28 protein-coding genes are annotated in these 25,623 nt (G+C 69.8%); 12 read left to right on the forward strand and 16 right to left on the reverse strand.

Features of this window, described 5'->3' with window-relative positions; translation table 11 throughout:
* The first annotated feature begins 3 nt into the window (after positions 1–3).
* From ACIBF7_RS07230 to ACIBF7_RS07245, 4 genes are all read left to right on the forward strand, one after another.
* A complete protein-coding gene (locus ACIBF7_RS07230) occupies positions 4–792 on the forward strand; it encodes an ABC transporter ATP-binding protein (RefSeq protein WP_148036311.1) in 789 nt (262 codons plus the stop codon).
* A 68-nt stretch (positions 793–860) separates the two neighbouring features.
* Positions 861–1,805, forward strand: a complete 945-nt coding sequence (locus tag ACIBF7_RS07235) for an SPFH domain-containing protein (protein ID WP_148036312.1) — start codon at positions 861–863, stop codon at positions 1,803–1,805.
* Between the two features lie 58 nt (positions 1,806–1,863).
* Entirely contained in the window at positions 1,864–2,619 is a 756-nt protein-coding gene (locus ACIBF7_RS07240) for a sulfite exporter TauE/SafE family protein (RefSeq protein ID WP_271274764.1), read from the forward strand.
* Positions 2,620–2,649: 30 nt separating this feature from the next.
* Positions 2,650–2,871, forward strand: a complete 222-nt coding sequence (locus ACIBF7_RS07245; RefSeq protein ID WP_148036314.1) for a hypothetical protein — start codon at positions 2,650–2,652, stop codon at positions 2,869–2,871.
* Here ACIBF7_RS07245 and ACIBF7_RS07250 read toward each other — a convergent pair.
* The 6 genes from ACIBF7_RS07250 to ACIBF7_RS07275 all read right to left on the reverse strand — a co-directional run bounded on the left by ACIBF7_RS07250 (position 2,868) and on the right by ACIBF7_RS07275 (position 8,468).
* The gene (locus ACIBF7_RS07250) at positions 2,868–3,701 is read right to left on the reverse strand and encodes an SDR family oxidoreductase (RefSeq protein WP_397196648.1); all 834 of its coding nucleotides are present in this window, start codon (positions 3,699–3,701) and stop codon (positions 2,868–2,870) included. The genes ACIBF7_RS07245 and ACIBF7_RS07250 overlap by 4 nt on opposite strands.
* Positions 3,702–3,729: 28 nt before the next feature.
* Positions 3,730–4,551, reverse strand: coding sequence for a Rieske (2Fe-2S) protein (locus ACIBF7_RS07255; protein WP_187281588.1), 822 nt, complete (start codon positions 4,549–4,551; stop codon positions 3,730–3,732).
* Positions 4,552–4,671: 120 nt separating this feature from the next.
* The gene (locus ACIBF7_RS07260) at positions 4,672–5,283 is read right to left on the reverse strand and encodes an HD family hydrolase (RefSeq protein ID WP_271274766.1); all 612 of its coding nucleotides are present in this window, start codon (positions 5,281–5,283) and stop codon (positions 4,672–4,674) included.
* A 1-nt stretch (position 5,284) separates the two neighbouring features.
* On the reverse strand, positions 5,285–7,474 hold the full coding sequence (locus ACIBF7_RS07265) for a molybdopterin-dependent oxidoreductase (RefSeq protein WP_271274767.1): 2,190 nt from the start codon (positions 7,472–7,474) through the stop codon (positions 5,285–5,287).
* Positions 7,475–7,591: 117 nt separating this feature from the next.
* The gene (locus ACIBF7_RS07270; protein ID WP_219544821.1) at positions 7,592–8,239 is read right to left on the reverse strand and encodes a hypothetical protein; all 648 of its coding nucleotides are present in this window, start codon (positions 8,237–8,239) and stop codon (positions 7,592–7,594) included.
* Position 8,240: 1 nt separating this feature from the next.
* Entirely contained in the window at positions 8,241–8,468 is a 228-nt protein-coding gene (locus ACIBF7_RS07275) for a hypothetical protein (protein WP_271274768.1), read from the reverse strand.
* A gap of 693 nt (positions 8,469–9,161) precedes the next feature.
* On the opposite strand from ACIBF7_RS07275, the gene ACIBF7_RS07280 reads away from it, so the two are divergent.
* The 5 genes from ACIBF7_RS07280 to ACIBF7_RS07300 all read left to right on the forward strand — a co-directional run bounded on the left by ACIBF7_RS07280 (position 9,162) and on the right by ACIBF7_RS07300 (position 13,156).
* Positions 9,162–10,025 carry a helix-turn-helix transcriptional regulator gene (locus ACIBF7_RS07280; protein WP_148036321.1) on the forward strand — a complete coding sequence of 288 codons (864 nt, stop codon included), beginning with the start codon at positions 9,162–9,164 and terminating at the stop codon, positions 10,023–10,025.
* A gap of 60 nt (positions 10,026–10,085) precedes the next feature.
* On the forward strand, positions 10,086–10,310 hold the full coding sequence (locus ACIBF7_RS07285; RefSeq protein ID WP_148036322.1) for a DUF397 domain-containing protein: 225 nt from the start codon (positions 10,086–10,088) through the stop codon (positions 10,308–10,310).
* 355 nt (positions 10,311–10,665) lie between these two features.
* Positions 10,666–11,067: a hypothetical protein gene (locus tag ACIBF7_RS07290; protein WP_148036323.1), complete on the forward strand. Its 402-nt coding sequence runs from the start codon at positions 10,666–10,668 to the stop codon at positions 11,065–11,067.
* A 237-nt stretch (positions 11,068–11,304) separates the two neighbouring features.
* Entirely contained in the window at positions 11,305–12,381 is a 1,077-nt protein-coding gene (locus ACIBF7_RS07295; RefSeq protein ID WP_148036324.1) for a CapA family protein, read from the forward strand.
* Between the two features lie 118 nt (positions 12,382–12,499).
* Positions 12,500–13,156, forward strand: coding sequence for a TetR/AcrR family transcriptional regulator (locus ACIBF7_RS07300; RefSeq protein ID WP_148036325.1), 657 nt, complete (start codon positions 12,500–12,502; stop codon positions 13,154–13,156).
* Between the two features lie 4 nt (positions 13,157–13,160).
* Here ACIBF7_RS07300 and ACIBF7_RS07305 read toward each other — a convergent pair whose 3' ends face one another.
* Positions 13,161–13,412, reverse strand: a complete 252-nt coding sequence (locus tag ACIBF7_RS07305) for a hypothetical protein (RefSeq protein ID WP_148036326.1) — start codon at positions 13,410–13,412, stop codon at positions 13,161–13,163.
* Positions 13,413–13,577: 165 nt separating this feature from the next.
* Between ACIBF7_RS07305 and ACIBF7_RS07310 the strand changes: the two genes are divergently transcribed.
* Positions 13,578–14,108, forward strand: a complete 531-nt coding sequence (locus ACIBF7_RS07310; protein WP_261809033.1) for a tetratricopeptide repeat protein — start codon at positions 13,578–13,580, stop codon at positions 14,106–14,108.
* A gap of 4 nt (positions 14,109–14,112) precedes the next feature.
* Here ACIBF7_RS07310 and ACIBF7_RS07315 read toward each other — a convergent pair whose 3' ends face one another.
* From ACIBF7_RS07315 to ACIBF7_RS07345, 7 genes are all read right to left on the reverse strand, one after another.
* The gene (locus ACIBF7_RS07315; protein WP_271274769.1) at positions 14,113–14,724 is read right to left on the reverse strand and encodes a hypothetical protein; all 612 of its coding nucleotides are present in this window, start codon (positions 14,722–14,724) and stop codon (positions 14,113–14,115) included.
* Positions 14,725–14,902: 178 nt separating this feature from the next.
* Positions 14,903–17,473, reverse strand: a complete 2,571-nt coding sequence (clpB, locus tag ACIBF7_RS07320; RefSeq protein WP_271274770.1) for an ATP-dependent chaperone ClpB — start codon at positions 17,471–17,473, stop codon at positions 14,903–14,905.
* Positions 17,474–17,824: a heat shock protein transcriptional repressor HspR gene (locus ACIBF7_RS07325; RefSeq protein ID WP_148036329.1), complete on the reverse strand. Its 351-nt coding sequence runs from the start codon at positions 17,822–17,824 to the stop codon at positions 17,474–17,476.
* Positions 17,825–17,828: 4 nt separating this feature from the next.
* The gene (gene dnaJ, locus ACIBF7_RS07330) at positions 17,829–19,010 is read right to left on the reverse strand and encodes a molecular chaperone DnaJ (RefSeq protein ID WP_397196649.1); all 1,182 of its coding nucleotides are present in this window, start codon (positions 19,008–19,010) and stop codon (positions 17,829–17,831) included.
* A gap of 19 nt (positions 19,011–19,029) precedes the next feature.
* Positions 19,030–19,635: a nucleotide exchange factor GrpE gene (gene grpE, locus ACIBF7_RS07335; RefSeq protein WP_219544827.1), complete on the reverse strand. Its 606-nt coding sequence runs from the start codon at positions 19,633–19,635 to the stop codon at positions 19,030–19,032.
* Entirely contained in the window at positions 19,632–21,503 is a 1,872-nt protein-coding gene (dnaK, locus tag ACIBF7_RS07340; RefSeq protein WP_148036331.1) for a molecular chaperone DnaK, read from the reverse strand. Before dnaK ends, grpE begins: the two co-directional genes overlap by 4 nt.
* A gap of 151 nt (positions 21,504–21,654) precedes the next feature.
* Complete coding sequence (locus ACIBF7_RS07345; protein WP_148036332.1) at positions 21,655–22,113, reverse strand: hypothetical protein; 459 nt, start codon at positions 22,111–22,113, stop codon at positions 21,655–21,657.
* 132 nt (positions 22,114–22,245) lie between these two features.
* Between ACIBF7_RS07345 and ACIBF7_RS07350 the strand changes: the two genes are divergently transcribed.
* Together ACIBF7_RS07350 and proC are read left to right on the forward strand one after the other, a co-directional pair.
* Positions 22,246–23,127 (forward strand): proline dehydrogenase family protein, encoded by an 882-nt coding sequence (locus ACIBF7_RS07350; RefSeq protein ID WP_148036333.1) that lies wholly within the window; start codon positions 22,246–22,248, stop codon positions 23,125–23,127.
* A gap of 51 nt (positions 23,128–23,178) precedes the next feature.
* Positions 23,179–23,973, forward strand: coding sequence for a pyrroline-5-carboxylate reductase (proC, locus tag ACIBF7_RS07355; protein WP_271274771.1), 795 nt, complete (start codon positions 23,179–23,181; stop codon positions 23,971–23,973).
* Positions 23,974–23,980: 7 nt separating this feature from the next.
* Here proC and ACIBF7_RS07360 read toward each other — a convergent pair whose 3' ends face one another.
* Both ACIBF7_RS07360 and ACIBF7_RS07365 read right to left on the reverse strand, forming a co-directional pair.
* Positions 23,981–24,721, reverse strand: a complete 741-nt coding sequence (locus ACIBF7_RS07360) for an ABC transporter permease (protein WP_271274772.1) — start codon at positions 24,719–24,721, stop codon at positions 23,981–23,983.
* Positions 24,718–25,608 carry an ABC transporter ATP-binding protein gene (locus ACIBF7_RS07365; protein ID WP_148036336.1) on the reverse strand — a complete coding sequence of 297 codons (891 nt, stop codon included), beginning with the start codon at positions 25,606–25,608 and terminating at the stop codon, positions 24,718–24,720. Before ACIBF7_RS07365 ends, ACIBF7_RS07360 begins: the two co-directional genes overlap by 4 nt.
* Positions 25,609–25,623: the final 15 nt, after the last annotated feature.

The following is a 25,623-nucleotide window of genomic DNA, read 5'->3' on the forward strand; positions in this document are numbered from 1 at the left end:
GGGATGGGTGGTCAGGTGCTGCGGTTCCAGGACGTCGCCTACAAGCGCGACGGGGCGACCCTGCTGCGCGGCATCGACTGGACGGTCGAGGAGGACGAGCGGTGGGTCGTGCTCGGCCCCAACGGCGCGGGCAAGACCACGTTGCTGCAGCTCGCGGCCACGTTGCTGTTCCCCAGCGAAGGGTCGCTGGAGGTGCTCGGCGAGCGTGTCGGGGTGGCCGACGTGTTCGACCTGCGGCCGCGCATCGGGCTGTGCAGCTCCGCGCTGGCCGAGCGCATCCCGCCCGACGAGAAGGTCATCGACCTGGTGCTGACCGCCTCGTACGCGCTGCTGGGGCGCTGGACGGAGGAGTACGACTCCAACGACGTCACCCGTGCCGTCGAGCTGATCGACATGATGGGCGCGGCCCATCTGATCAGGCGGCGGTTCGCCTCGCTGTCGGAGGGGGAGCGCAAGCGGGTGCAGATCGCCCGCGCGCTCATGCCCGACCCGGAGATGCTGCTGCTCGACGAGCCCGCCGCCGGGCTCGACGTGGGCGCCCGCGAGGACCTGGTGCGGCGGCTGTCGGTGCTGGCGGGCGACTTCCGGTCGCCGGCGCTGGTCCTGGTGACCCACCACGTGGAGGAGATCCCGGCCGGGTTCACCCACGCCCTGATGTTGCGCCACGGCTCGGTCGTGGCCCAGGGGCCGCTCGATCACGTCATGACGGCCGACAACCTGTCGCAGACGTTCGGGGTGCCGCTGTCGCTCGACCGCAGCGCCGAGGGCCGCTGGTACGTCCGTCCCTTCTAGATCGCCCGCAGGCACGCCGGACGAAATATCATGCAGCGGGTCAGGCCCGTCGATTTCGGAGCGTTGCCATGTCCGTGGAGCAGCTCATCGTCGCCTTCGTCCTGGTCGCGGCGGTGGGCTTCGGGGTGGCGCGGACCATCAGGATCATCCCGCAGGCGACGGCGGCGATCGTGGAGCGGCTGGGCCGCTACCACCGCACGCTCGCCCCGGGGCTCAACATGGTGGTGCCGTTCATCGACCGCATCAAGGACATGATCGACCTGCGTGAGCAGGTGGTGTCGTTCCCGCCGCAGCCGGTGATCACCTCCGACAACCTGGTCGTCTCCATCGACACCGTCATCTACTTCCAGGTGACCAACCCGAAGGCGGCCACGTACGAGATCGCGAACTTCCTCATCGGCGTCGAGCAGCTCACCGTCACCACGCTGCGCAACGTCGTCGGCGGCATGGACCTGGAGCGCACGCTGACCTCCCGCGAGGAGATCAACACCGAGCTGCGCGGGTCGCTGGACGAGGCGACCGGCAAGTGGGGCATCCGGGTCAACCGGGTGGAGCTCAAGTCCATCGACCCGCCGGCCTCGATCCAGGACTCGATGGAGAAGCAGATGCGCGCCGACCGCGACAAGCGGGCCGCCGTGCTCACCGCCGAGGGCCAGCGGCAGGCGGCCATCCTGGCGGCCGAGGGCGAGCAGCAGGCGGCGGTCTTACGGGCCAGGGGCGACGCGGAGGCGGCGGTGCTGCGCGCCCAGGCCGAGGCCGAGGCCCAGGCGATGCGCGCCAAGGGCCAGGCCGACGCGATCGGCATGGTGTTCAAGGCCATCCACGAGGGCAACCCGGACCAGCACCTGCTGGCCTACCAGTACCTGCAGACCCTGCCCGAGATCGCCAAGGGCGACGCCAACAAGATCTGGATAGTCCCCTCGGAGATGGGCAAGGCGCTGGAGAGCCTCGGCGGCCTGTTCACCCCGCCGAATCCCCCCGCGCGCAATCCCCCCGCCACCCCGGACGCGTAACCGCCCCGCCAGGCCCCCTAGGCTCGGCACTCGACGCTGATGCTGGGAAGGGGTCGGGGTGACGGTCTGGGAAGCGCTCGCCGTGTGGGTCGCCGGGATGGCGGCCGGGGCGATCAACGCGGTGGTCGGCTCGGGGAGCCTGATCACCTTCCCCACCCTCGTCGCCGTCGGCATTGATCCGGTCGTGGCGAACGTGTCCAACAACGTCGGCCTCGTCCCCGGCTCCGTCACCGGCGCCTACGGCTACCGCGCGGAGCTGCGCGGGCAGCGCGACCGCCTGGTCAGGCTCGCCATGGGGTCCGCGCTCGGTTCGCTGGCCGGCGGGATCCTGCTGCTCTACCTCGATCCGGACGTCTTCCAGGTGGTCGTCCCCGTGCTGATCGGGCTGGCCTGCGTGCTGGTCATCATCCAGCCGAGGCTCAACCTCTGGCTGGCCGCCCGGCGCGAGCACGCGCATCCGCACGGCGGCCCCGCCCTCTGGCTCGGGGTGTTCGGGGCGGGCGTCTATGGGGGCTACTTCGGCGCCGCCCAGGGCGTGCTGCTCATCGGGCTGCTCGGCAGCTTCCTGGACGAGCACCTGCAGCGGGTGAACGCGGCCAAGAACGTGCTCTCGCTGGTGGTCAACTCCACCGCCGCCGTGCTGTTCGTCCTGATCGCGGACGTCGACTGGTGGGCGGTGCTGGCCGTGGCCCTGGGCGCGATGATCGGCGGCTTCCTGGGGGCGAAGGTCGGGCGCCGCATCCCCGCGCCACTGCTGCGCGTGGTCATCGTGGCGGTGGGGATAGTGGCGATAATCAAACTGGTGTACGGATAATTTCCCGACATTCTGGGCATAAATCAGTACATGAAGGGTGATCGGGTGGAGATCGTCATCGACGCGGGCGGCACCCCGCGCACGTACGAGGTCGTCGCCACCCGCGCGGGCCGCCGCGTCGAGGTGGCCACCCGGCGGGGGCTCGTCGAGGTGACCGAGGTGACCAGGAGCGGCACCGTCATCCGGACCGCCCGCTTCATGTCCAGCCGCATCCTCGCCCTGGTCGAGCACCCCGCCGACGAGAAGGACTAGCGGAAGTCGGCCTCGTGGTCGCGCACCCAGGAGCGGAACGGCAGCGCCGGCCTGCCCAGCAGCTTCTCCACGACGTCCGTGACCTCCTCGGGGGAGTCCACCAGGCTCCGCCAGCCCGCCAGCGCGGCGTCCACGAAGTTCGCGTCGCCCCAGGCCGCCAGCAACTGCTCGCGCGCCTGCTCCGGCGGCAGTTCCTCCCAGCGCACCTCGCGGCCGATCACCTCGCCGATGATCCGCACCTGCTCGGCCTGGGTGAGGACCTCGGGCCCGCTGATCGGGTAGGCCGCGCCGCCGTGCCCGGCTGAGGTCAGCACGTGCACCGCCACCGCCGCGATGTCCTTCTCGTGGATGAGGGTGCGCCCCGCCTGCCCGTACGGCCAGCGCACCACGCCCGTCCTGACCTGGTCGGCCCAGCCCAGGGTGTTGACGGCGAAGCCGCTCGGCCGCAGGAACGTCCAGCTCATCCCGGAGGCGCGGATGAGCCGCTCCAGCTCCTGATGGAAGATCGTCGGCTCCCCGTCGCCCTGGGGCACGTTCGCCGACAGGTAGACCACCCGCCTGGCCCGCCCGGCGAGCGCCTCGACCACGGGTTCGGCGGTCCGGGCAGCGAAGCCCGGCCACACCAGGAACGCCGTCTCCACGTCCGCCAGGGCGGGTCCCAGCGTCTCGGGCCTGGTCAGGTCGCCCGCGACCGTCTCCACCCGCTCAGGCAGCCGCGCCCGCGCCGGGTCGCGCACCAGGGCGCGCACCGGCAGGCCCGCCCGTTCGAGTTCTCTCACCACATGTCCGCCGACGTTGCCGGTCGCGCCGGTCACCAGAATCGTGCTCATGCGGCGACCGTAAAACCTCAACTCGACTTCAGGTCAAGCTCGGCCGCACCTGGATCGTGCCGTCCTTGCGCAGCCGGGTCTCGAACGTGGGCGCGGGCGCGGTGGCCGGACCGTGCCGGACCGAGCCGTCGTCCAGCCGGAAGGTGCTGCCGTGCCACGGGCACACCACGCACGCCTCGCCGTCCTCCTCGACGAGCCTGCCCTGGTGGAGAGGGCCCGCCAGGTGCGGGCAGGTGTCGACCATCACCGTGACGTTCTCGGCGCGCCGCAGCACGAAGAGAGAGATGTAGCCGAGCCGCCGCGACACCGGGCGGCCGTCCGGCAGGTCCTTCAGCAGGCACAGGTCGTGCCAGCCCAGCGGCACCAGGTGGGAGACCTGGGGGGCGTGGTTGGCCCCCGCCGCCATGCGGTAGGCCAGGTGGCCGCCCAGATAACCGCCGAACCCGCCCGCGGCGAGCCCGGCGTACGACAGCGCGCGGCCGGCCCGCTCGCGACCGCGTACCCGGGCCAGCAGCGAGCCCGAGAACAGCCCGAGGGCGAGCACGTTCGCCGCCAGGTGCACGAACCCCACCCGCTGCTGCTCCTGGTGGAGAGACGACCAGTCGGTCAGTCCCGCGGCGGCGGTGGGCAGCGAGGTGGCGATGCCGGCGGCCAGCAGCAGCCGGACGGCGCGCTGATCGGCCTTGGCCGCGTCGAGCAGGGTGGCCGAGATCCAGCAGCCCAGGGCCGCCTGGGCCAGGGGCGGGTGCGCCGGCTTGCCCGTGGGCACCCCGTGCAGCAGGTCGCGGACCAGGCCTGGGCGGAGCCGCTGACGCATGGTCTTGGCCAGCGCGCGGATCGGCCGGTCCATGGACGTGGACTTCTCAAGCCGGTCAGTGAGATCGACCGGTCCCACGAAACGCCGCAAGTGCCGACGTCTCGCCCGTACTGTCTCTTTCACGACAAGTCCCCTACCCCAGGGGTGCGGACGTCACTCGGGAAGGTGACCCCTGGCGACCGACTCCTCGACGATCGCGCGCGCGTACGCCCCCAGTGACGGCGAGCCCTCCTCGATCAGCCGGACCTTCTCCCTCACCTGGGCCGCGGTCACCTTGAACAGCTGCCAGGTGCCGCCCTCGGTGTGGTGGTTGGCCAGGATCGGCGCGAACCGGTCGAGCGCCTTGGCGAACCTCGCCTCGGGCGTCTTGCGGTCCTCGAACTCCTCCCACAGCTCCCGCAGCGGCGTGCCCTGCCCGTCGGGCAGCAGCGCGAAGAGCCGGTCGGCGGCGGCGCGCTCGGCCTCCGCCTGCGCGGCCACCGCCACCGGGTCGTAGATGAACGTGTCGCCCGCGTCGATCTCGACCAGGTCGTGCACCAGCAGCATGGCCATGACGCGCTGGATGTCGGTGCCCGGCGGCGCGTGCTCGCCCAGCACCATCGCCAGCGTGGCCACGTACCAGGAGTGCTCCGCGTCGTTCTCCCGCCTGGAACCGTCCATCAGCAGGTTGCGGCGGACGATCCGCTTCAGCTTGTCGATCTCTACGGCGAAGGCGATCTGGGTGGTCAGGCGGTCCTCTTCTGGCACGATAGTCACGCGCGACACCTTAATGTGCGCTGATCATACTGGTAGGTGAAATTCTTACCGGAACTCCGTTGAACACTGCGTTACCAGACGGAACGTCCACAGCGGACTCGTCGGTCAACGTGTTCGCGCTGACCCCCGGGTGCTTCGCCGCGACCGTCTGCGAGCTGCCCTGATGCCCCCACCCGTGCGGCAGGCTGACCACTCCCGGCATGATCGTGTCGGTCGGCTCCAGCGGCACCGTCAGCTCGCCGGTGGCCGAGCGGACCACGGCCTCGCCGCCGAGCCCGAGCCTGGCCACGTCGACCGGGTTGATCTGGAGCGTGCAGGCGTTGCTGCCTCCCATGAGCGGGCCCACGTTGTGCATCCAGCTGTTGTTGGAGCGCAGGTGCCGCCGCCCGATCAGCACCAGCTCGGGAGGCTCGGCGTCCAGCCCCGCGCGCAGCCGGTCCACGTCCTCCAACAGCAGCGGCGGCGCCAGCTCGACCACGCCCGAGGCGGTCCTGAGCACCTCGGCCAGCCGCGGCTCCAGCGGGCCGAGATCGATGCCGTGCGGGTTGTCGAGCAGCTTGCGCAGCGACAGGTCGCCCCCGCCGGCCCACTCGCCGTAGGGTCCGAGCCGCAGCATGAGGTCCAGCCGCCGCTCGGCGCCGGTCTCGCCTTCCAGCAGGGCGCGCAGCTCCGCCGGGTCCCTGCCCTCGACGCCGGAACCGGGCGTCTCCACGGCCTTGGCCAGCTGCTGGCCGATCACGAACTCGTCCAGGTCGCCGTCGAGCCCGGAGGCGATCATGGCGAGCCTGGACAGGATCAGCGCCTCCGACGGCCGGTCCCCCAGCGGCAGCAGCGGCGGCGAGTAGCGGGCGTAGTTGCGCACCGCGAAGCCCAGCAGCGCGAAGTCGTAGTGCCCCGACTGCAGGATCCGCGGCGGCGGCAGGATGACGTGCGCGTGCCTGGTGGTCTCGTTGAGGTACGGGTCCACGCTCACCATGAAGTCGAGCCCGGCCAGCGCCCGGTCCAGGCGGTCGCCGTTCGGCGCCGACAGCACCGGATTGCCCGCCACCGTGACGAGGAACCTGACCTGCCCCTCGCCCGGCGTCTCGATCTCGTCGGCGAGCGTGGCCACCGGCAGCTCGCCGTTCGCCTCCGGCAGGCCGCGCACCCGGCTCCGCCACCGCCCCACCCGGTACGGGCCGCGCCGCCCGCCGAACTCGGTGGCGGCCTTGGGGAACATCACCCCGCCCGGCCGGTCCAGGTTGCCCGTCAGCGTGTTCAGCACGTCCACGAGCCACTGCGCGATCGTGCCGAACTCGGCCGTGCAGGTGCCGATCCTGGCGTACACCGCCGCCCTGTCGGCCGCCGCCAGCTCCCGCGCGAGCCGTACGATCACCTCGGCCGGCACGCCGGTGCGGCGGGCCACCAGGTCGGGCGGGAAGTGCTTGGCCGCCTCGCGCACCTCGTCGAGCCCGTTGACCCGGTGGGTGAGCGTGACGAGGTCCTCCGCGAACAGCGTGTGGACGATCCCGAACAGCAGGTAGGCGTCGGTGCCCGGGCGCACGAACACGTGCTCGTCGGCGGACGCGGCGGTCCGGGTGCGGCGCGGGTCGACCACGACGAGCCGCCCGCCGCGCCGGCGCAGCGCCTTGAGCCTGCCGGGGAAGTCGGGAGCCGTGCACAGCGAGCCGTTGGACTCCAGCGGGTTGGCGCCCAGCATCAGCAGGTAGCCCGTGCGGTCCAGATCGGGCACCGGGATGGCGAGCGGATGGCCGAACATCAGCCCGCTGGCCACGTGCTTGGGCATCTGGTCGGCGGTGCTGGCGGAGAAGACGTTGCGGGTGCCGAGCGACTTGATCAGCGGGGCGCCGTAGAGCGCGCCGGCCATCGTGTGCGCGCTCGGGTTGCCCAGGTAGACGGCGGCCGACTGGCGGCCGTGCGCGGCGGTCACCTCGGCGAGCCCCCGCTCGACGGCCGCGAACGCCTCGTCCCAGCTCACCTCGCGCCACCGGTCGCCCTCCCGGATCAGCGGCGCGCGCAGCCGGTCGGGGTCCTCGTCCAGCCTGCCGAGGCTGGCGCCCTTCGGGCAGATGAAGCCCTTGCTGAACGGGTCCGCCTTGTCACCGCGCACGCTGGTCACGTGGCCGCCGTCGTCGAGGGTCAGCGTCAGGCCGCAGACGGCTTCGCACAAGGGACAGGTCCGGTGGACGGTCGACGTCATCACGACTCCTGAGTTCGTAAGCTGAACTCATCTTGACTCGTACGCGGGACATGGGGAAGCCCCGGAGCCCCCGCGGTCTCCGGGGCTTTTCCTAGGGAGGCGCGGGTCCCTAGGTCCTCAGCCCGCCCGCTGCAGAACCAGCGGCCGGTGCAGATCAGGCGGCTCGTCGAGGTCGGGCCGGAGCGGGATCCAGGTCCGCCGGCCGTAGAGCCGGTCGAGACCGGGGGAGACGGCCCCGGGGAGCACGTCCCGCCTGACGACCTCGACGATCACCAGGTTCGCGCGGGTGCGGTGCTTGTAGACCGCGGCGGTCCTGGCCCAGCAGGCCGCCGCGATCTCCTCGGCGTAGGCCTCGAACTCCTCGGCGCTGATGCCGGCCCTGGTAAGGATCAGGGCCTTCTCGCCCGTGGCCGTGGGGGTGATCCACAGCACCAGCGGGATGCGGCCGGCGCGGGTGTGCAGGGTGGTCTCCAGGCAGACCCGCTGCAGCCGGTGGCGGGACACCACGCACCAGAAGTGCGCGACGGCCCAGTTGCGGCCGAACCGCGTCGCGGCCGGCACCGAGACGGCGCTGCTCAGCAGGACGAACGGGAGCCATCTGCCCTCCTGGGTGGCGCCCAGGACGGCCGGCACGAGCAGCGCGAGCCCGGCGAGGAGCAGTAATTCGGTACGGAACCGCCAGAGCCTGGTGAGGGGTCCCGAGCCGCGCGGGGCGGGCAGGTCCTCGTAGCCCGGGTAGATCTGGTTGCGCGGGTTCCTCGCCATGTCAGGACACCTCCTCCGGGACCCGTGGCGGGATCTTGAGCAGGTCGAAGCGTGGGTCGCGGTAGCGCCGGGAGGCGAAGCCGGTCCTGGTGACCGTCCAGCCCCGGCGGTAGGCGAACTCGTCGGGTTCCATGCAGATTTCGCGGTCCGCCCAGGCGAGCAGTTCCTGGAGGCGGGTGAGCACCCGGGACTTGCGTCGGCTGAGTCCCTTGGTACCTTGTGAGTACATGAGAAGACCCCTTTCGCGGCATCACAGAGGTGGCTTCTTACGCCGGACTGCAGGCCGACGACCGTCGCGCCGCTGGGTGGCAGCCCATTTGCGGCGGATGAGTGCGCGGCCTCGGTCCGGCTTTGTTGTTCCTGCTTCGTGTGCTCTGAAGCGAGCGACAATCGCGGCGATGACTCTTTAACTCAGTGCGGGATCCTTCCGGCTGACGGCCTCCCTGTGATGGTGTCCATTTCCGGGACGGCGCCGTTGCCGGTTTTGCGGCCTGACCAGCCGCGCGTAAGTCGTGGTGGGGATCTTCTGCGGGCGGGGCCGTGCGGTCATGTCGGCCTCCTCACCTCTGGAGAGATCCCTCGTGTCTCGATCGTCTCCCGGAGATTGCCTTGCTGCAAGGCCTCCCGCAAGAAATATTCCCGTTTCTTCCGCAAGGTGCCTTCTTGTTGCTGTGCAACTTGCACGGAGTGGCCTTGAATGTAGTCAGGCCAGCACAAGAGGTCGTCACCTTGCCCCCTTCCCCGTTTTCCCCCGGGCAGAAGCTCTGCTTGCTTGACACCGTCTCTCCGTGGAAGGCTCTTGGCAAGAGCAAATGGGAGTACTCGTGCAAGTTGCAGTGTAAGATTGGTGGAACGGCCCAAGACTGCGGGCTCGAAACGGTTCACTCCGGCTACACCTTCATCCCGGCAAGGAGAGTCGACGGTGCCACCGACGCAGGGCAGTCCGACTGTCCGCAAGCTCAGGCTCGGCCAGGAGCTCAGGCTTCTCCGCGAGCGACGCAAGCTCACCGGCGCCAGGGCCGCCAAGGAGCTCGGCTGGTCCCCCAGCAAGGTCTCGCGGATCGAGGCCGCCAAGACCATGCCCAGCGCAGACGACGTCAAGGCGATGGGGAAGCTCTACCGTCTCGACGAAGCCAAACTTGACGAACTCTTCGGCCTGTTGCGGGATGCGGATCAGCGGGGCTGGTGGGAAGATTACGAAGACGCCCTGCCTGAGGAGTACACAAGATTCCTCGGGCTGGAGGCGGAGGCCATCATCCAGCGCAACTGGGAACCCCAGATTGTGCCCGGCCTCTTCCAAACCGAGGATTACGCCAGAGAGGTCGTCCTGGCCGTCCGTGGCATCTCGCGCATCACCCACAGCGGAGTCAGGAGCAGGGTCGAGGCCCGCCTCGACAGGCAGCAGCGCGTGCTGCACCGCCCCGATCCATGTGAGATGCGCTTCGTGCTGGACGAGCCCGCCTTGATGCGCCGCTTCGGCGAGCCCTCGGTGATGCGGGCACAGATGGAGCATCTCCTGGAGTTGTCTCTTCTGTCCCACGTCAGCGTTCAGGTATTGCCCATGGACGCGTTGCACCCCGTAAGCACGGGTGCGTTCATCCACCTCAAGTTCGCGGAATTCGACGATGTGGTGTATCTGGAGCAGCTTTATACTGCTGACTTCGTCGACGACCTCGAGCGGGTAGCGGGCTACGAGGCAGCCTTCGAAAACATCAGGTCACAGGCACTGGACGAGGACGACACACGCGTGCTCATCCAGCGCAAGGCGATGATGTGGCGAGGCTGAGGTCAGCGATCGATCAGAACAAAAGGGGCAATGGTGCCCCTTTGCCCATTTGGGGAGAAAATGTCTATCCATCACAAGACGGCGGCATGGCAGAAGAGCACTTTCTGCAACGGCGCTAGCAGCTGCGTTGAGGTCGCCCCCCTCGCCGACGGGAATGTCGCGCTGAGGGACAGCAAGGTTCAGGACGGACCCGTCCTGGTCTTCACCCCGTCCGAGTGGGCCGCCTTCACGGCCGGGGTCAGGGATGGAGAGTTCGACCTGGAGGCTCTGCAGGCCAGCGCGTGAAAAACGGCCCTGGCAGGTTGATGGCACAACCGGACAGGGCCGTTCCAGAAGAGGCTCGTCAACGACCCTCGGGTCCCCGTTCGCTTGGCGAACGCAAGATTTCTCGCACATCATGGCGCAAGCCGCGCTCAATGATCAACTCGTCGTGCCCTCGTCATGGGGGCTGCGCCCTCCATGCGTCCGCGACGTCTGCCGTATGTCTCGCATGAATACTCCCATGCCGGCCTCCCGCGGGCCACCCATTTCACGTAATGCTCATGAGCACTTGCCAGGAGTCATCATGTACGCCCCCCGCGACATGGACAGGATCTGGTCCGTGAGTGACCGGTCAACCGTTGCTCGCTGCCTTCGGAGAGTGGAGGCGTTCTCGAACCGCTTGTCCCTGGCCTGCCGGGTGCAGGGAGAGACCAGATCGGGCACGCTGCGCACCTGTCCCGATGTCGACCAAGCACTGGCTAGCAAGCTGAGGCAGATCACCCTTAACGTCGGGAAGCCCTCATGCGGCTACTGGATCAGGGTGGTCGGCGACTCCCGCGCCAGGGAGGTTCGGCTCTTCGTCAACGGCGAGCCGCCGGATTCCATCGTAGAAGACATCGTGGCGGAGATTCAGCGCCACTGCTCACCGCCTGCGAGCCGATGGTGGCGCTGGCCCTGGAGGCTGTGGCAATGGTTCGCGGGCCACGTCTGGGCGGGCGTGGTAGCCGGGCTGATCGTGACGCTCCTCCTGGTGCCTCTCGTGTACGCGCTGATGTCGTGACTACTCCGTTGATGGAGTCGTGTATTCACCCGTGACCTCCGGCCTGGAGCAAGGGCCGATGATCTCGCCCACGAGGTGGGCACCACAGGACTTCTCCGGCGGCGCTCGGCTGCCCCGATGACTTGACTCAACAACTCCATAACTGCCCGTAGGTCAAGGTGGGGGCACTACGCGGCAATCGGCAGCACATGGCATGCTCAATCCCAGATGTCCCGATTGAGCTGGATGGCGCCCCCGATGAACTTCCCCCGCGCACTCTCGGTGCTGGCCGTCATGGCCTCACTCGCCGCCTGCACGGCCGCCGGATCGGAGGCGCCCGAGCGGCAGCGGCAGGCCGCGGCCACCTCCTCGGCCGAGCCGACGGCCCCCGCCACCCCGGAGCGCGAGCCGTACACCATCGCCTTCGGCGGGGACGTGCACTTCGAGGGCTTCCTGCGGTCCCGGCTGGACAACCCGCGCACCGCGCTCGGCCCCATCTCCTCGGTGCTGCGCAAGGCCGACCTCGCCATGATCAACCTGGAGACCGCGATCACCACTGGCGGCACCCCGGCGCCCGGCAAGCAGTACACGTTCCGGGCCCCGGCCAGCGCGTTGACCGCGCTCAAGGCCGCCGGCGTGGACGTGGCCTCCATGGCCAACAACCACGGCATGGACTACATGGAGACCGGCCTGGCCGACTCGCTCGCCGCGATCAAGAAGTCCAGGTTCCCGATCGTGGGCATCGGCAGGGACGACGACCAGGCGTTCAAGCCGTTCAGGAAGACGGTGAACGGCAACCGGGTGGCGATCATCGGCGCGACACAGGTGCTGGACTCCGAGTTCATCAACGCCTGGACCGCGGCCCCCGGCAAGGGCGGGCTCGCGTCGGCCAAGGACGAGCCGCGCCTGATCAAGGCGGTACGGCAGGCGCGCAAGAACTCCGACACCGTCATCGTCCACCTGCACTGGGGCACCGAGATGCAGAAGTGCCCGAACCCGGCGCAGCTCTCCCTGGCCCCCAAACTCGTCAAGGCCGGCGCCGACGTGGTGGTCGGCGGGCACGCGCACATCCTGCTGGGGGCCGGATACCTCGGCAAGGCGTACGTCAGCTACGGCCTCGGCAACTTCGTCTTCTACAACTCCAACCCGGCCACCACGGGCCGCACCGGCGTGCTGACCCTCACCATCAACGGCCGCAAGATCCTCAAGGACCAGTGGACCCCCGCCACCATCCAGAACGGCGTGCCGGTCCCGATGACCGGCGCCGCGAGGAAGCAGGCCGTGGCCGACTGGAAGGCGCTGCGTTCCTGCACCGAGCTGGACGCCCGGCCCTGACGGCGTGGAAGATGTCCGGGATCTCCACATTCGGGCGGCCGGGCTCAGTGGATTCCCAGGAAATCCGGTCAATCGCGGGTAACGATCGGGCCTGGAGGGGGAAGATGAGGTCGTGTCCATGCCGCGACTGGAAGATGACTGTGCGTCGCCGAAGCCGCTCCGGCGACAGCCCACGCAGCGCCGCAGCGCCCGACGGGTCGAGCGGATGCTCGACGCCTGCGCCGAGCTCCTCGACGAGATCGGCTACGAATCGCTCTCCACGACCCGCATCGCCGACCGGGCGGGGGTCGCGATCGGTTCGGTCTACCAGTTCTTCCCCGACAAGCGCGCCATCACGCAGGAGCTGACCCGGCGCAACGTGGAGCTGTTCGTCACCCGGGTCGGGCGGCGCTTCATGGAGGAGGACTACCGCGGCTGGTGGGAGGCCATCGACGCGATCATCGACGAGTACGTCGACATGCATCGCTCGGTGCCCGGGTTCAAGAGTCTCCAGTTCGGTGACGTGGTCGACCTCAACCTGCTCGACTCCGACTCCGACAACAACACCGTGATCGCGGGCCGGCTGCGCGGGCTGCTGCTCAACGAGTTCGGCCTGGCCGACAGTCACGAGCTCGACATCGCCGCGCTGGTGGCCGTCGAAGCCTGCGACGCGGTGCTCAAGCTGGCCTTCCGCTACGACCAGAACGGCTCGGAGGAGATCATCGACGCGGCCAGGCAGCTCGTGCGGGGTTTCCTGTCCCGCCAGCTCAGGTCGTACACGCCGCAGCCCGACTAGCGCGTCAGCCCCCGGCCTCCAGCAGCTCCGGCAGCCAGTGGGGCTCGCCGGGCCGCGCGCACGCCTCGGAATGCGACATCGGCCGGATCAACCGTTGCCGGCTCGCCTCCAGCTGGGCCTCCAGGACCCGCAGTCTCCGCTCGGCCGCCTCGACCCCTTCGAGCCGGGCCGAAAGGTAGCCCGCGACCCCGGGCCCCACCGCCGACAACACCACGGCGAGCGCCAGCGCGAACGTCATCTGCTTGGACCTGCCCATCCCAGCCCCTTCCGCTCGCGGGCGCGAAGTGACCGGTATATGCCCAACGACCTGCGCATATATGCATGGCGTAAGGACTCGATGACGTTTCGTGGTGGTCTCATCAGGGCATCGGCGATGCGTATTGAGCGGGCGAAACCGCACCGCGGTCGGTAGTCTCGCGTTGTGGCGCATGTGACCCGTGAGCACCTTGATCGCCTGCTTGAGCAGGCGCTGCTGGCCGACGACCACGGCTCCCTGGCCAGCCGGCTGTACGACGTAGCGCTCGACTACTCCAGCGGCGACGTATCCAGGGCGTCCATCCTGGTCCAGGCGGCGGAGGAGTGGCGCGCGGCAGGCCAGCCCGCTCGCGCGCTGGAGTGTTTCCAGCGCGCGCTGGAAGACGGCGGCGAGACGGGCATCGACCCGCGCGCAGGCATCGCCGACACCCTCTTCGAGCTCGACCGGCACGACGAGGCGAGGGAGGTCATCGAGGCGATCCGCGCCGAGGGCGGTGTCTCGGCGGCCACCGCCCACAGCATCGTCGAGACGCTGGTCGCCTACGGTGACCTGGAGGCGGGCCACGAATGGGTCACCCAGGCCCTGCTGACCTGCGACTCCGACGATCCGGAGCGGGTGTCGATGCTGCGCACCCGCTACCGCATCCGACTCGACCTGGGCCTGCCCGAGGACGAGATCGACGCCCTCGTCTCCTGATCCCTCAGCGCAGGTCGAGGCTCCGCAGCAGGCCCGTCACGCCGTCGAGGGAGTCGGCCGGGAGCTTGGTCTCGTTCAGCGGCCGCGGCCCCTGAGGCAGCGTGCGGCGCACGAGCCGGTCCTTGGTCTTGCCGACCGGGCGCGTCAGGTCGAGCGGGACGCCCGACGACGAGCGCGGCGCCGTCTTCGAGGGATAGCGTCCGGTCCTGGTGTTCACCGGCAGCGCGGGCAGGGCGGGCAGCTTGGCCTGGCTCGTCACGCCCGCCACCGTCGGCGCGGCGGGCAGCGCCGACGGCATGGCCGAGGTGGCCATGACGCCGCCCAGGTCCGACAGCCCCATCGCCGAATGCGAGGTGGCCAGCCCGGTCAGGCCCAGGTGCTCGGCCAGCCTGACGGCGCCCAGGGCCAGGTGGGTGCTCTCCGACCCGAGCAGCGGGCCGGTGCTGTCGCTCAGCCGCACCTTGGTGAGCTCGTCGCAGAGCGCCGCGGCGGGCGAGCCCATGCTGGTCCGGGTTTCCCGGCAGTCGTCGGCGGCCGCGGAGCTCGCCCCCAGCCAGGTGACCCCCGCGGTCAGAGTGGCGATGGCAAGAATTCCCCGGATGCTTCGAGTCGGCACGTCCCGTCCCCCTGATCGTTCTCGGTGATCCGACGAACGCGAAGCTAGCCAGACGCGCGAGGGACTGGAGGCGGCTTGCCGGAAGGCTGGACCGAACCTTACGAACCGGGTGCGCGGATGACCCGGGCGGGAACGTCGAACGCCCGGAGGATGGCCTCCGGGCGTTCGCGTGGGTGTGTCAGGCCCGCTGGACGGACAGCTCGTCGTCGCCGAGGTCGACCAGGACCTTGTCGCCGTCGACGATCTCGCCGGACAGCACCGCCTTGGCCAGCTTGTCGCCGATCGCCGACTGGACCAGGCGGCGCAGCGGGCGCGCCCCGTACATCGGGTCGTAGCCCGTCAGGGCCAGCCACTCGCGGGCCGCCGGCGTGACCTCCAGGGTCAGCCTGCGGTCGGCCAGCCGCTGGGCCAGCCGGTCGACCTGCAGGTCGACGATCCGCGTCAGCTCCTCGGAGCCGAGCGCGTCGAACAGGATCACGTCGTCCAGCCGGTTGAGGAACTCCGGCTTGAACGCGCTGCGCACCGCGCCCATCACGGCCTCGCGCTTCGCGCCGTTCTCCATCGTCGGGTCGACGAGGAAGTGGGAGCCGAGGTTGGACGTCAGGATCAGGATCGTGTTGCGGAAGTCGACCGTGCGGCCCTGACCGTCGGTCAGCCGCCCGTCGTCGAGCACCTGGAGCAGGATGTCGAAGACCTCCGGATGGGCCTTCTCCACCTCGTCCAGCAGCACCACGGTGTACGGGCGGCGCCGGACGGCCTCTGTCAGCTGGCCGCCCTCCTCGTAGCCGACGTAGCCGGGAGGCGCGCCGACGAGCCGGGCGACGCTGTGCTTCTCGGAGTATTCGCTCATGTCGATGCGGGTCATCGCCCGCTCGTCGTCGAACAGGAACTCCGCCAGCGCCTTGGCCAGCTCGGTCTTGCCGACACCGGTCGGGCCGAGGAACAGGAACGAGCCCGTCGGCCTGTCGGGGTCGGCGATGCCGGCCCGGCTGCGCCGCACCGCGTCGGACGCCGCGCGCACGGCCTCGTGCTGGCCGATGAGCCGCTTGCCCAGTTCCTCCTCCATGCGCAGCAGCTTGGCCGTCTCGGCCTCCAGCAGGCGGCCCGCCGGGATGCCGGTCCAGGACGAGATCACCTCGGCGATGTCGTCGGGGCCGACCTCCTCCTTGACCATGGCGTTCTCGTCGGGGGCGGCCTCGGAGGCGGCCTTCAGCGCCTGCTCCAGGCGTGGCACGTCGGCGTACATGACCCGGGACGCGGTCTCGAAGTCGCCGTCGCGCTGCGCCCGCTCGGCGGTGCCGCGCGCCTCGTCGAGCTGCTTCTTCAGCTCGCCGACCTTGTTGAGGCCCGCCTTCTCGTGCTCCCATCGGCCGACCAGGGCGTTCAGCTCCTCCTGGCGGTCGGCCAGCTCCTGGTGGAGCCGCTCCAGGCGTTGTACGGACGCCTCGTCGGTCTCCTTGGAGAGCGCCAGCTCCTCCATCTTCATCCGGTCGACGGTCCGCTGGAGCTGGTCGATCTCCACCGGACGGGAGTCGATCTCCATGCGCAGCCGGGAGGCGGCCTCGTCGACCAGGTCGATGGCCTTGTCGGGCAGGAACCTGCTGGTGATGTAGCGGTCGGAGAGCGCTGCGGCGGCGACGAGCGCGCTGTCGGCGATCTGCACCTGGTGATGGGCCTCGTAGCGGCCCTTCAGCCCGCGCAGGATCGCGATGGTGTCCTCCACCGTCGGCTCGCCCACGTACACCTGCTGGAAGCGGCGCTCCAGCGCAGGGTCCTTCTCGATGCGCTCGCGGTACTCGTCGAGCGTGGTCGCGCCGATCATCCGCAGCTCGCCGCGGGCCAGCATCGGCTTGAGCATGTTGCCCGCGTCCATCGCGCCCTCGGCGGCTCCCGCGCCGACGACGGTGTGGAGCTCGTCGATGAACGTGACGACCTGGCCGTCGCTCTCCTTGATCTCGGCGAGCACGGCCTTGAGCCGCTCCTCGAACTCGCCGCGGTACTTCGCGCCCGCCACCATCGCGCCCAGGTCGAGCCCGATCAGCCGCTTGTTGCGCAGCGACTCCGGCACGTCGCCGGCCACGATCCGCTGGGCCAGGCCCTCGACCACGGCCGTCTTGCCGACGCCGGGCTCGCCGATCAGCACCGGGTTGTTCTTGGTGCGCCGGCTGAGCACCTGCACCACCCGGCGGATCTCCGAGTCGCGGCCGATGACCGGGTCGAGCTTGCCCGAGCGGGCCTGCCCGGTCAGGTCGATGCCGTACTTCTCGAGCGCCTGGTAGGTGTCCTCGGGCGTCTCACTGGTGACCCGGGCGTGGCCGCGTACCTTCTCGAACGCGTCGAGCAGCGCCTGCGGGGTGGCGCCCGCGGACTTCAGCAGGTCGGCGGCCTGGCCGCCGTCGGCGGCGAGGCCCACCAGCAGGTGCTCGGTCGACACGTACTGGTCTTCCAGCCGCTTGGCGTGCTGGGCGGCGGTGTTCATCACCGTGAGCAGGTGGCGGGAGCTCGTCGGCGCCCCCACGGTCGCGCCCTGAGCCTTGGGCAGCGCCGCGAGCTGCTCCTCGGCCTTGGCCCGCAGCGTCCGCCAGTCGGCGCTGACCGCCTCCAGCAGCGGGACGGCGGTGCCGCCCGTCTGCGAGAGCAGCGTGGTCAGCAGGTGAAGCGGGGAGATCTCGGGGTTGCCCTCGGCGGCGGCCCGCCGCATGGCGCCCGAGAGCGCCTCCTGACTCTTCTGAGTGAGCTTGTATTCCATCTACGCCCCCGGTGGCAGCTCGTAACGGATCAGCGCCTTGATCATCTGTAGCTCGGCGCGGAGGCGGTGAACCTCCTCACGCAGCCGCAACGACTCGTTCTCCAGCTCCAGGATCCGCTTGATGCCGGCGAGGTTGATGCCCTCCTCCTGGGAGAGGCGCTGGACCTCGCGCAGCTGGATGATGTCTCTTGTGGAGTAGAGGCGGCCGCGCCCCGCCGTACGGCCCGGACAGACCAGACCGAGCCGGTCGTACTGCCGAAGGGTCTGCGGATGCAGACCCGACAGCTGCGCGGCCACCGAGATCACGTAAACAGGAGTGTCGTCCGACAGGTCGAAGTAGTTGGCGTCCATGGGCTCACTCGCTTCTGGCTCTCAAGATGAGATCGGCCCGCGGGTCCTCGGCCGCTGTGGCGGTGTTGAACTCCGTGAGCAGCTCACGAGACTTGTCGTCGAGCGTCTTCGGCACCATGACCTCGACGCTGGCGAGCAGGTCGCCCTTGGTGCCGTCCTTGCGCGTGACACCCCGGCCGCGGATGCGGAACGTGCGCCCGTTCGGCGTGCCCGAGGGGATGCGCAGTGTCACCGGCAGTCCCTTGAGCGTCGGCACCTTGATCTCGGCGCCTAGCGCCGCCTCCGAGAACGTCACGGGGACCGTGACGGTCAGGTTGTCACCCGACCTGCCGAAGACGGTGTGCGGCTTGACGTGCGTCACGATGTAGAGATCGCCGGATGGGCCGCCGTTCTCGCCCGGTGCGCCCTTGGCCTTGAGCCTGACCCGCTGCCCGTCGGCCACCCCCGCGGGGATGCGCGCCTGGATCGTGCGGGTGCTCTTGGCCCGGCCGTTGCCCTCGCAGACGGGGCAGGGGTCGTCCACGAGCAGCCCGCGGCCCTTGCAGTCGCGGCACGGCTCGGAGAAGGCGAAGTTGCCCAGGTTGCGGCTGGCCGCGCCGGTGCCCTCGCAGGTCGGGCAGACCCGCGGGGTGGTGCCGGCCTTGGCGCCGGTCCCGCTGCACGCGGTGCAGGCCGCCGAGCTGGTCAGCCTGAGCGACACCGTGGTGCCCTCGGCGGCCTCCGTGAACGACAGCGTCACCTCCGACTCGATGTCCTGCCCGCGGCGCGGCCTGGTGGTGGTGCCGGGGCGGGTCGTGCCGCCCCGGTTGAACAGCCCGCCGAACAGGTCGCTGAAGCGGTCGCCCGCCCCCTGGCCGGAGGTCTGCTGACCGGTGCCGCCGAACAGGTCGCCGAAGTCGAACGGGAAACCGCCGCCGCCACCACCCGGACGCTGGCCGCCCACCCCGGAGCCGAACAGCGTGCGCGCCTCGTCGTACTCCTTGCGGCGCTTGCTGTCGGACAGGACGTCGTAGGCCTCGGAGACTTCCTTGAACTTCTTCTCCTTGGCCGTGTCGCCCTGGTTGGTGTCGGGGTGGTACTGCCTGGCCAGCTTCCGGTACGCCTTCTTGATCTCGTCGGCGGTGGCTGACTTGGGCACACCAAGGACGGCGTAGTAGTCCTTCTCCAGGTAGTCCTTGGTGCTCATCTACGGCCCTTCGTCCTCGTCAGTTGTCGTCGTCATCGGACGCGGGTGAGTCGCCCGGCTCGGCCACGGCCACGCGCGCCGGGCGCAGCACCCGGTCGCCCATCTGGTAGCCGAGCTGCAGCACCTCGACCGCGGTCGGCTCGGTCACCTCGGGCGAGTAGCTGTGCATCAGCGCCTCGTGGATCACCGGGTCGAACGGGTCGCCCTTCTGACCGAACGGGCTGAGCCCCAGCTTGGTGAGCACCGCCTCCAGCGACTCGGCCACCGCCGCGAAGCCGCCGGTGAGCTCACCGTGGTCGCGGGCCCTGCCGATGTCGTCGAGCACGGGCAGCAGCTCCGAGAGGACGTTGGCGGTGGCCTGCTCTCGCACGGCCACCCGGTCGCGCTCCACGCGACGGCGGTAGTTCTGGTACTCGGCCTGAACACGTTGCAGGTCGGCCGTCCGCTCGTCCAGCTGGGCCTGGAGCTCGGCGTCGGCCGGAGCGGACTCCGCCGGCGCCTGCTGCTGGTCCTGCTTGGCCGAATCGTTCTCGGCTCGCACCCTTACCTCCCCCGTCTCCGGGTCGATCTTGCGGTTGTCGCGGATCACCGGCTCTTCGTGCCCGTTCTCACGCAACGGCCTCACTTGTCCTTCTTCGGCTCGTCATCCACGATCTCGGCCTCGACGACGTCGTCGTCGGCCTTCTGCTCCTGGGTGGCGGACGCGTCCTGGGGAGCGCCCTCGGGGCCGCCCGCGGTCTGGCCCTGGCTCTGCGCGTAGATCGCCGAACCCATCTTCTGGCTGACCGTGGCGAGCTTCTCCGCCGAGTTGCGGATCGTGTCGGTGTCGGTGCCCTCCAGAGCCTTCTTCAGCTCGGCGAGCGCGTCGTTGACCTCGGTCTTGATGTCGCCGGGGACCTTGTCGTCGTTCTCTCGCAGGAACTTCTCGGTCTGGTAGGCGAGCCCGTCGGCGTTGTTGCGGACCTCGGCCTCCTCGCGGCGCTTGCGGTCCTCCTCCGCGTACGACTCGGCCTCGCGCATCATGCGGTCGATGTCGTCCTTCGGCAGCGCGGAGCCGCCGGTGATCGTCATCGTCTGCTCCTTGCCCGTGCCCAGGTCCTTGGCGGAGACGTTGACGATGCCGTTGGCGTCGATGTCGAAGGTGACCTCGATCTGCGGGATGCCGCGGGGCGCCGGCGCGATGCCGGTGAGCTCGAACGTGGCCAGCTTCTTGTTGTAGGCCGCGATCTCGCGCTCGCCCTGGAACACCTGGATCTGCACCGACGGCTGGTTGTCCTCGGCCGTGGTGAAGACCTCGGAGCGCTTGGTCGGGATCGTCGTGTTGCGCTCGATGATCTTGGTGAAGATGCCGCCCTTGGTCTCGATGCCCAGCGACAGCGGGGTAACGTCGAGCAGCAGGACGTCCTTGACCTCGCCCTTGAGCACACCGGCCTGCAGGGCGGCGCCGATGGCGACGACCTCGTCCGGGTTGACGCCCTTGTTGGGCTCCTTGCCGCCGGTCAGCTCCTTGACCAGGTCGGTGACGGCGGGCATCCGGGTCGAGCCGCCGACCAGCACCACGTGGGCGATGTCGGAGACCTTGATGCCGGCGTCCTTGATGACCTGGTGGAACGGGCCCTTGCAGCGCTCGAGCAGGTCGGCGGTGAGCCGCTGGAACTCGGCGCGGGTCAGCTTCTCGTCGAGGTGCAGCGGGCCCTCGGAGGAGGCGGTGATGTAGGGCAGGTTGATCGAGGTCTCGGACTGGGCCGACAGCTCGATCTTGGCCTTCTCCGCGGCCTCGCGCAGGCGCTGGAGAGCCATCTTGTCCTTGGACAGGTCGACGCCGTGAGCGTTCTGGAAGCGCTTGACGAGCTCGTCGACGACGCGCTGGTCCCAGTCGTCACCACCGAGGTGGTTGTCGCCGCTGGTGGCCTTGACCTCGACGAACCCGTGGCCGTCTTCCTGGCCGACGTCGAGCAGGGACACGTCGAAGGTGCCGCCGCCCAGGTCGAAGACCAGGATCGTCTGGTCTTCCTCCTTGTCGAGGCCGTACGCGAGCGCGGCCGCGGTCGGCTCGTTGATGATGCGCAGCACGTTGAGGCCCGCGACCGTGCCGGCCTCCTTGGTGGCCTGGCGCTGGGCGTCGTTGAAGTAGGCCGGGACGGTGACCACCGCGTCGGTGATCTTCTCGCCCAGGTAGGCCTCGGCGTCCTGCTTGAGCTTCTGCAGGACGAAGGCGCTGATCTGCTGCGGGGAGAACTTCTTGCCGTCGATCTCCTGGGACCAGTTGGTGCCCATCTCCCGCTTGACGGACCGGATCGTCCGGTCCACGTTGGTGACGGCCTGTCGCTTGGCGACCTCGCCGACCAGGACCTCGCCGTTCTTCGCGAACGCGACCACGGACGGCGTGGTCCGCGAGCCCTGCGCGTTGGCGATGACGGTGGGCTCACCGCCCTCGAGAATCGAGACGACGGAGTTGGTCGTCCCCAGGTCGATACCTACCGCACGTGCCATGAGTACGTCCTTGTAGTCAAAGTTGAGTCGGTTACGCTCAACCTACGAATGGAGGCGTGCTTTGTCAAACGCCTTGAGCGTACTCGACTCAACCCCTGACAAGGGCGTTCTGTTCCCCTGAGATCTCCCCTAGGGGTTCCCGCTTACCCCGTCATACGCCGCTCACGATCTTCCGCTTGCCCAGCGGGGACTTGAGCTTGACCGTCGTGCTCTTCTCGATGGCGATCATGATGCAGGAGACGTTCTTCGCCTTCGGCGACGTGCCCTCGTACAGGGTGACCGTCACCCGCTTCTTCGTCTCCTTGACCTTCACCCGGTGGAGCACCGTGCACGGCTCCACCCCTGACCACCACGTGAGCCGCACCTGGCGCCCCTTCGACACCGGCGTCGCCTCGGTGAAGCGCACCTTGCGCGGGTTGAGCGCGTCGCCCGTCGGCTTGACCGGCTTGGGCGTGGCCGGCGGGGTGGTCGTGACCACGTCGGCCACGGGTGTGCTGGACACCGGCGTGTCAGGCCCGGGGGACGCGGCCTGCTCGGCGGGCCGCTCGGCGCCGCACCCGGCGGCGAGGACGAGACATCCGGCGATGAGAGTCGCTGTCGCTGTGCGCATAACCCCTACGACGGATGTGACAGGCCTCCGGTTCAGCCGGTTGACCCCGTTGTGGAGGCCCCTTGGGAAATCAGGCCGTACGGCGACACCGGAGTGGGCGGCAGGCGCAGGCGCGGTGAGTAGTGTTGAGCCGTGCTGCGTCAGGCTCTACTCGCCGTCTCCCGGAGCGCGCGCGCCGAGCGCGTCATCTCCACCTCGCCGCTGACCCGCGACGTGGTCAGGCGCTACGTCGCCGACGACATCGCCCGCACGGTCGCCGAGCTGACCCGCAGGGGCCTGCTCGTCACCGTCGACCACCTGGGCGAGGACGTCCACGACAGGGCGCAGGCGGAGGGTGCCGTCCGGGCCTATCTGGAGCTGCTGCGGGTGCTGCCCGAAGGCGCCGACGTGTCGGTCAAGCTCACCGCGCTCGGGCTGCGGCTGTCGGAGCAGCTCGCGCTCGACAACGCCGCCACCATCTGCGAGTCCGCCGCGCTGCGGGGCATCACGCTGACCCTCGACGCCGAGGAGCACGACACCATCCCCGGCCTCCACTCCATCCACACCACCCTGCGCAAGGAGCACCCCGGCGTGGGCGTGGTGGTGCAGGCCTACCTGCGCGACTCGGCCGAGCGCTGCGTCAAGCTGGACGGGGCCAGGGTGCGGCTGTGCAAGGGGGCCTACACCGCGCCGGGCGCCTACACCTCGGCGGCCGACATCGACCGCTCGTACGCGCGCTGCCTCAGGGTGCTGATGGGCGGCACCGGCTATCCGATGGTCGCCACCCACGATCCGCGGCTGATCGGCATCGCCGCCACCCTGGCCGTGCTGGAGGGGCGCGACCACCACGGGTTCGAGTATCAGATGCTGTACGGGGTGCGCCCGGACGAGCAGGAGAGGCTGGCCGCGCAGGGCGCCCGGATGCGGGTCTACGTCCCGTACGGCGCCGACTGGTATGCCTACCTCATGCGCAGGCTCGCCGAACGCCCCGCCAACCTGGCGTTCTTCGCCCGGTCGCTGCTGTCGCGGGGCTGACCGGAGACGCCGGTAGGCTGCGACCGGCGTCTAATGCGTGAGGGGCATCTGATGATCGCGATTCTCGGCACCGGCAAGATGGGCGAGGCCCTGCTGTCCGGGATGCTGCGGGCCGGGTTCAAGCCGGGCGACGTGCTGGCCACGGTGCGCCGGCCGGAGCGGGCGCGGGCGCTGGCCGAGACCTACGGGGTGCGCGCCGTCTCCAACGCCGAGGCCGCCAAGTCGGCCGGCACGCTCATCCTGGCGGTCAAGCCGCAGGACATGGGCGCGCTGCTCGACGAGATCGCCCCCCACCTGCCCGCCGACCGCCTGGTGATCAGCGCCGCGGCCGGCATCACCACGGCCTTCGTGGAGCAGCGGCTGGGGCACGAGACGCCGGTGGTCAGGGTCATGTCCAACACGCCCATCAAGTTCGACGAGGCGATGAGCGTGATCTCCGCGGGCGCGTACGCGGGGGAGGACCATCTGCGGCGCACCGAAGACCTGCTGCGGCCGGTCGGCAAGGTGCTGCGCATCCCCGAGTCGCAGCAGGACGCCGCCACGGCGCTGTCGGGCAGCGGGCCGGCCTACTTCTTCTACCTGGTGGAGGCCATGGTCGACGCCGGGATCCTGCTGGGCATGCCCCGGGCGGCGGCGCTCGACATGGTCACCCAGTCGATCGTGGGCGCGGCCGTCATGCTCCGCGACTCGGGCGAGCACCCGGTGATCCTGCGCGAGGCGGTCACCTCCCCGGGCGGCACCACGATCGCGGCCATCGCCGAGCTGGAGCGCCACAGCGTGCGCGCGGCCTTCCTGGCGGCCATCGAAGCGGCCCGCGACCGGGGCCGCGAGCTCGCGTCGGGCTGACCCGAGGTCAGGCGTCGCGCCGCCGCATCAGCACGGCGCCCGCCAGCATGGCCGCGGCGACCCAGACGAGGTAGACCGCGAACCCGCTCCACGGGCCCAGGGAGCCGGTGCTCTGGCCGGACACGATCAGCGCGCCGGCGTTCGTGGTGAAGTGTTCGGACACGGTCCTGCCCCACTCGCCGGGGAGCTGGGTGGTCAGCGGGGGCAGCACCAGTATCAGCGCGATGGCCGACACGATCGCGCCCGGCGTGTGCCGGATCAGCGTGCCCAGCCCCAGCCCGAACAGCCCGCACGCGGTCAGGTAGAGGGAGGACCCGAGCGCCGACCGCGCCATCTCGCCCGCTTCGACGGAGGCCGGCTGGAAGATCGCCAAGCCGACGCCGATCGCGCCGGCCGACGCGAGCAGGCAGACGACCAGCGAGACCGCCGTGAACACCACGATCTTGCCGGTCAGCAGGCTCATCCGCCGGGGCACGGCCATCAGCGAGGTGCGGATGGCCCCGGTGCGGTATTCGCCGGAGATCACCAGAACACCCAGGGTGGCCATGGCCAGCGCGGCGAGCGACGCGCCCTGCAAACTGACGATCATCGCCTGCTCGCCCGGGACCGGCCCGTCGGCCGTGCTCCTGACCGAGGCGCTGAGAAGGGCGGAGACGCCCAGCATCAGCACGACGGTGGTGGCGAGGGTCCACAGCGTGGACCGCACCGATCGGATCTTGGTCCACTCGGACCGGAGGACATCGGTCATGACGTGTACTCCAAGCTGTCTTTGGTGAGCTCCATGTAGGCGGCTTCGAGCGAGGGCTTGACGAACGTCAGCTCCTCCAGCGGCAGCCCCGCCCTGGCGGTCATCGTGCCGATCTCCAGCGGCGACACCCCGGTCACCCGCAGGTGGTCGGTGTGGAGCTCGCCCACCTTGACCAGCTCGGCCACCTCGGCCAGCCGGGGCGAGCGCACCAGCACGTAGCCCTGCGAGCTGCGCCCGATGAACTCCGGCACGCTCGTGTCGGCGATCAGCCGGCCCTTGCCGATGACGATCAGATGGTCGGCGGTCTGCGACATCTCGCTCATCAGATGGCTGGAGACGAAGACCGTGCGGCCCTCGGCGGCGAGCCCGCGCATCAACGTGCGGATCCACAGGATGCCGTCGGGGTCGAGCCCGTTGACCGGCTCGTCGAAGAGCAGGATCTCCGGGTCGCCGAGCAGGGCCGCGGCGATGCCGAGCCGCTGCGACATGCCCAGCGAGAAGCCGCCGACGCGGCGTCCGGCGACGTTGCCCAGCCCGACGAGCTCCAGCACCTCCTCGACCCGGGCGGCCGGGATGCCGTTGCTCTGCGCGATGGCCAGCAGGTGGTTGCGGGCGCTGCGCCCGCCGTGGACGGCCTTGGCGTCGAGCAGCGCGCCCACCTTGCGCAGCGGGTGGCGCAGCTCCTGGTAGGGCTTGCCGTCGACCAGCACGGACCCGCCCGACGGGTGGTCGAGGCCGAGGACCATGCGCATCGTCGTCGACTTGCCCGCGCCGTTGGGCCCCAGGAACCCGGTCACCCGGCCGGGCTCCACGTCGAACGACAGGTCGGTCACCGCCATGGTCTTGCCGTAGCGCTTGCTCAGGTTGGTTGCCCGAATCGCGGTCATGGACCCAGCATGATC

Source organism: Nonomuraea sp. NPDC050478, from assembly GCF_044458265.1.
In the GTDB taxonomy this organism is placed as follows: Bacteria; Actinomycetota; Actinomycetes; order Streptosporangiales; family Streptosporangiaceae; genus Nonomuraea; species Nonomuraea ferruginea.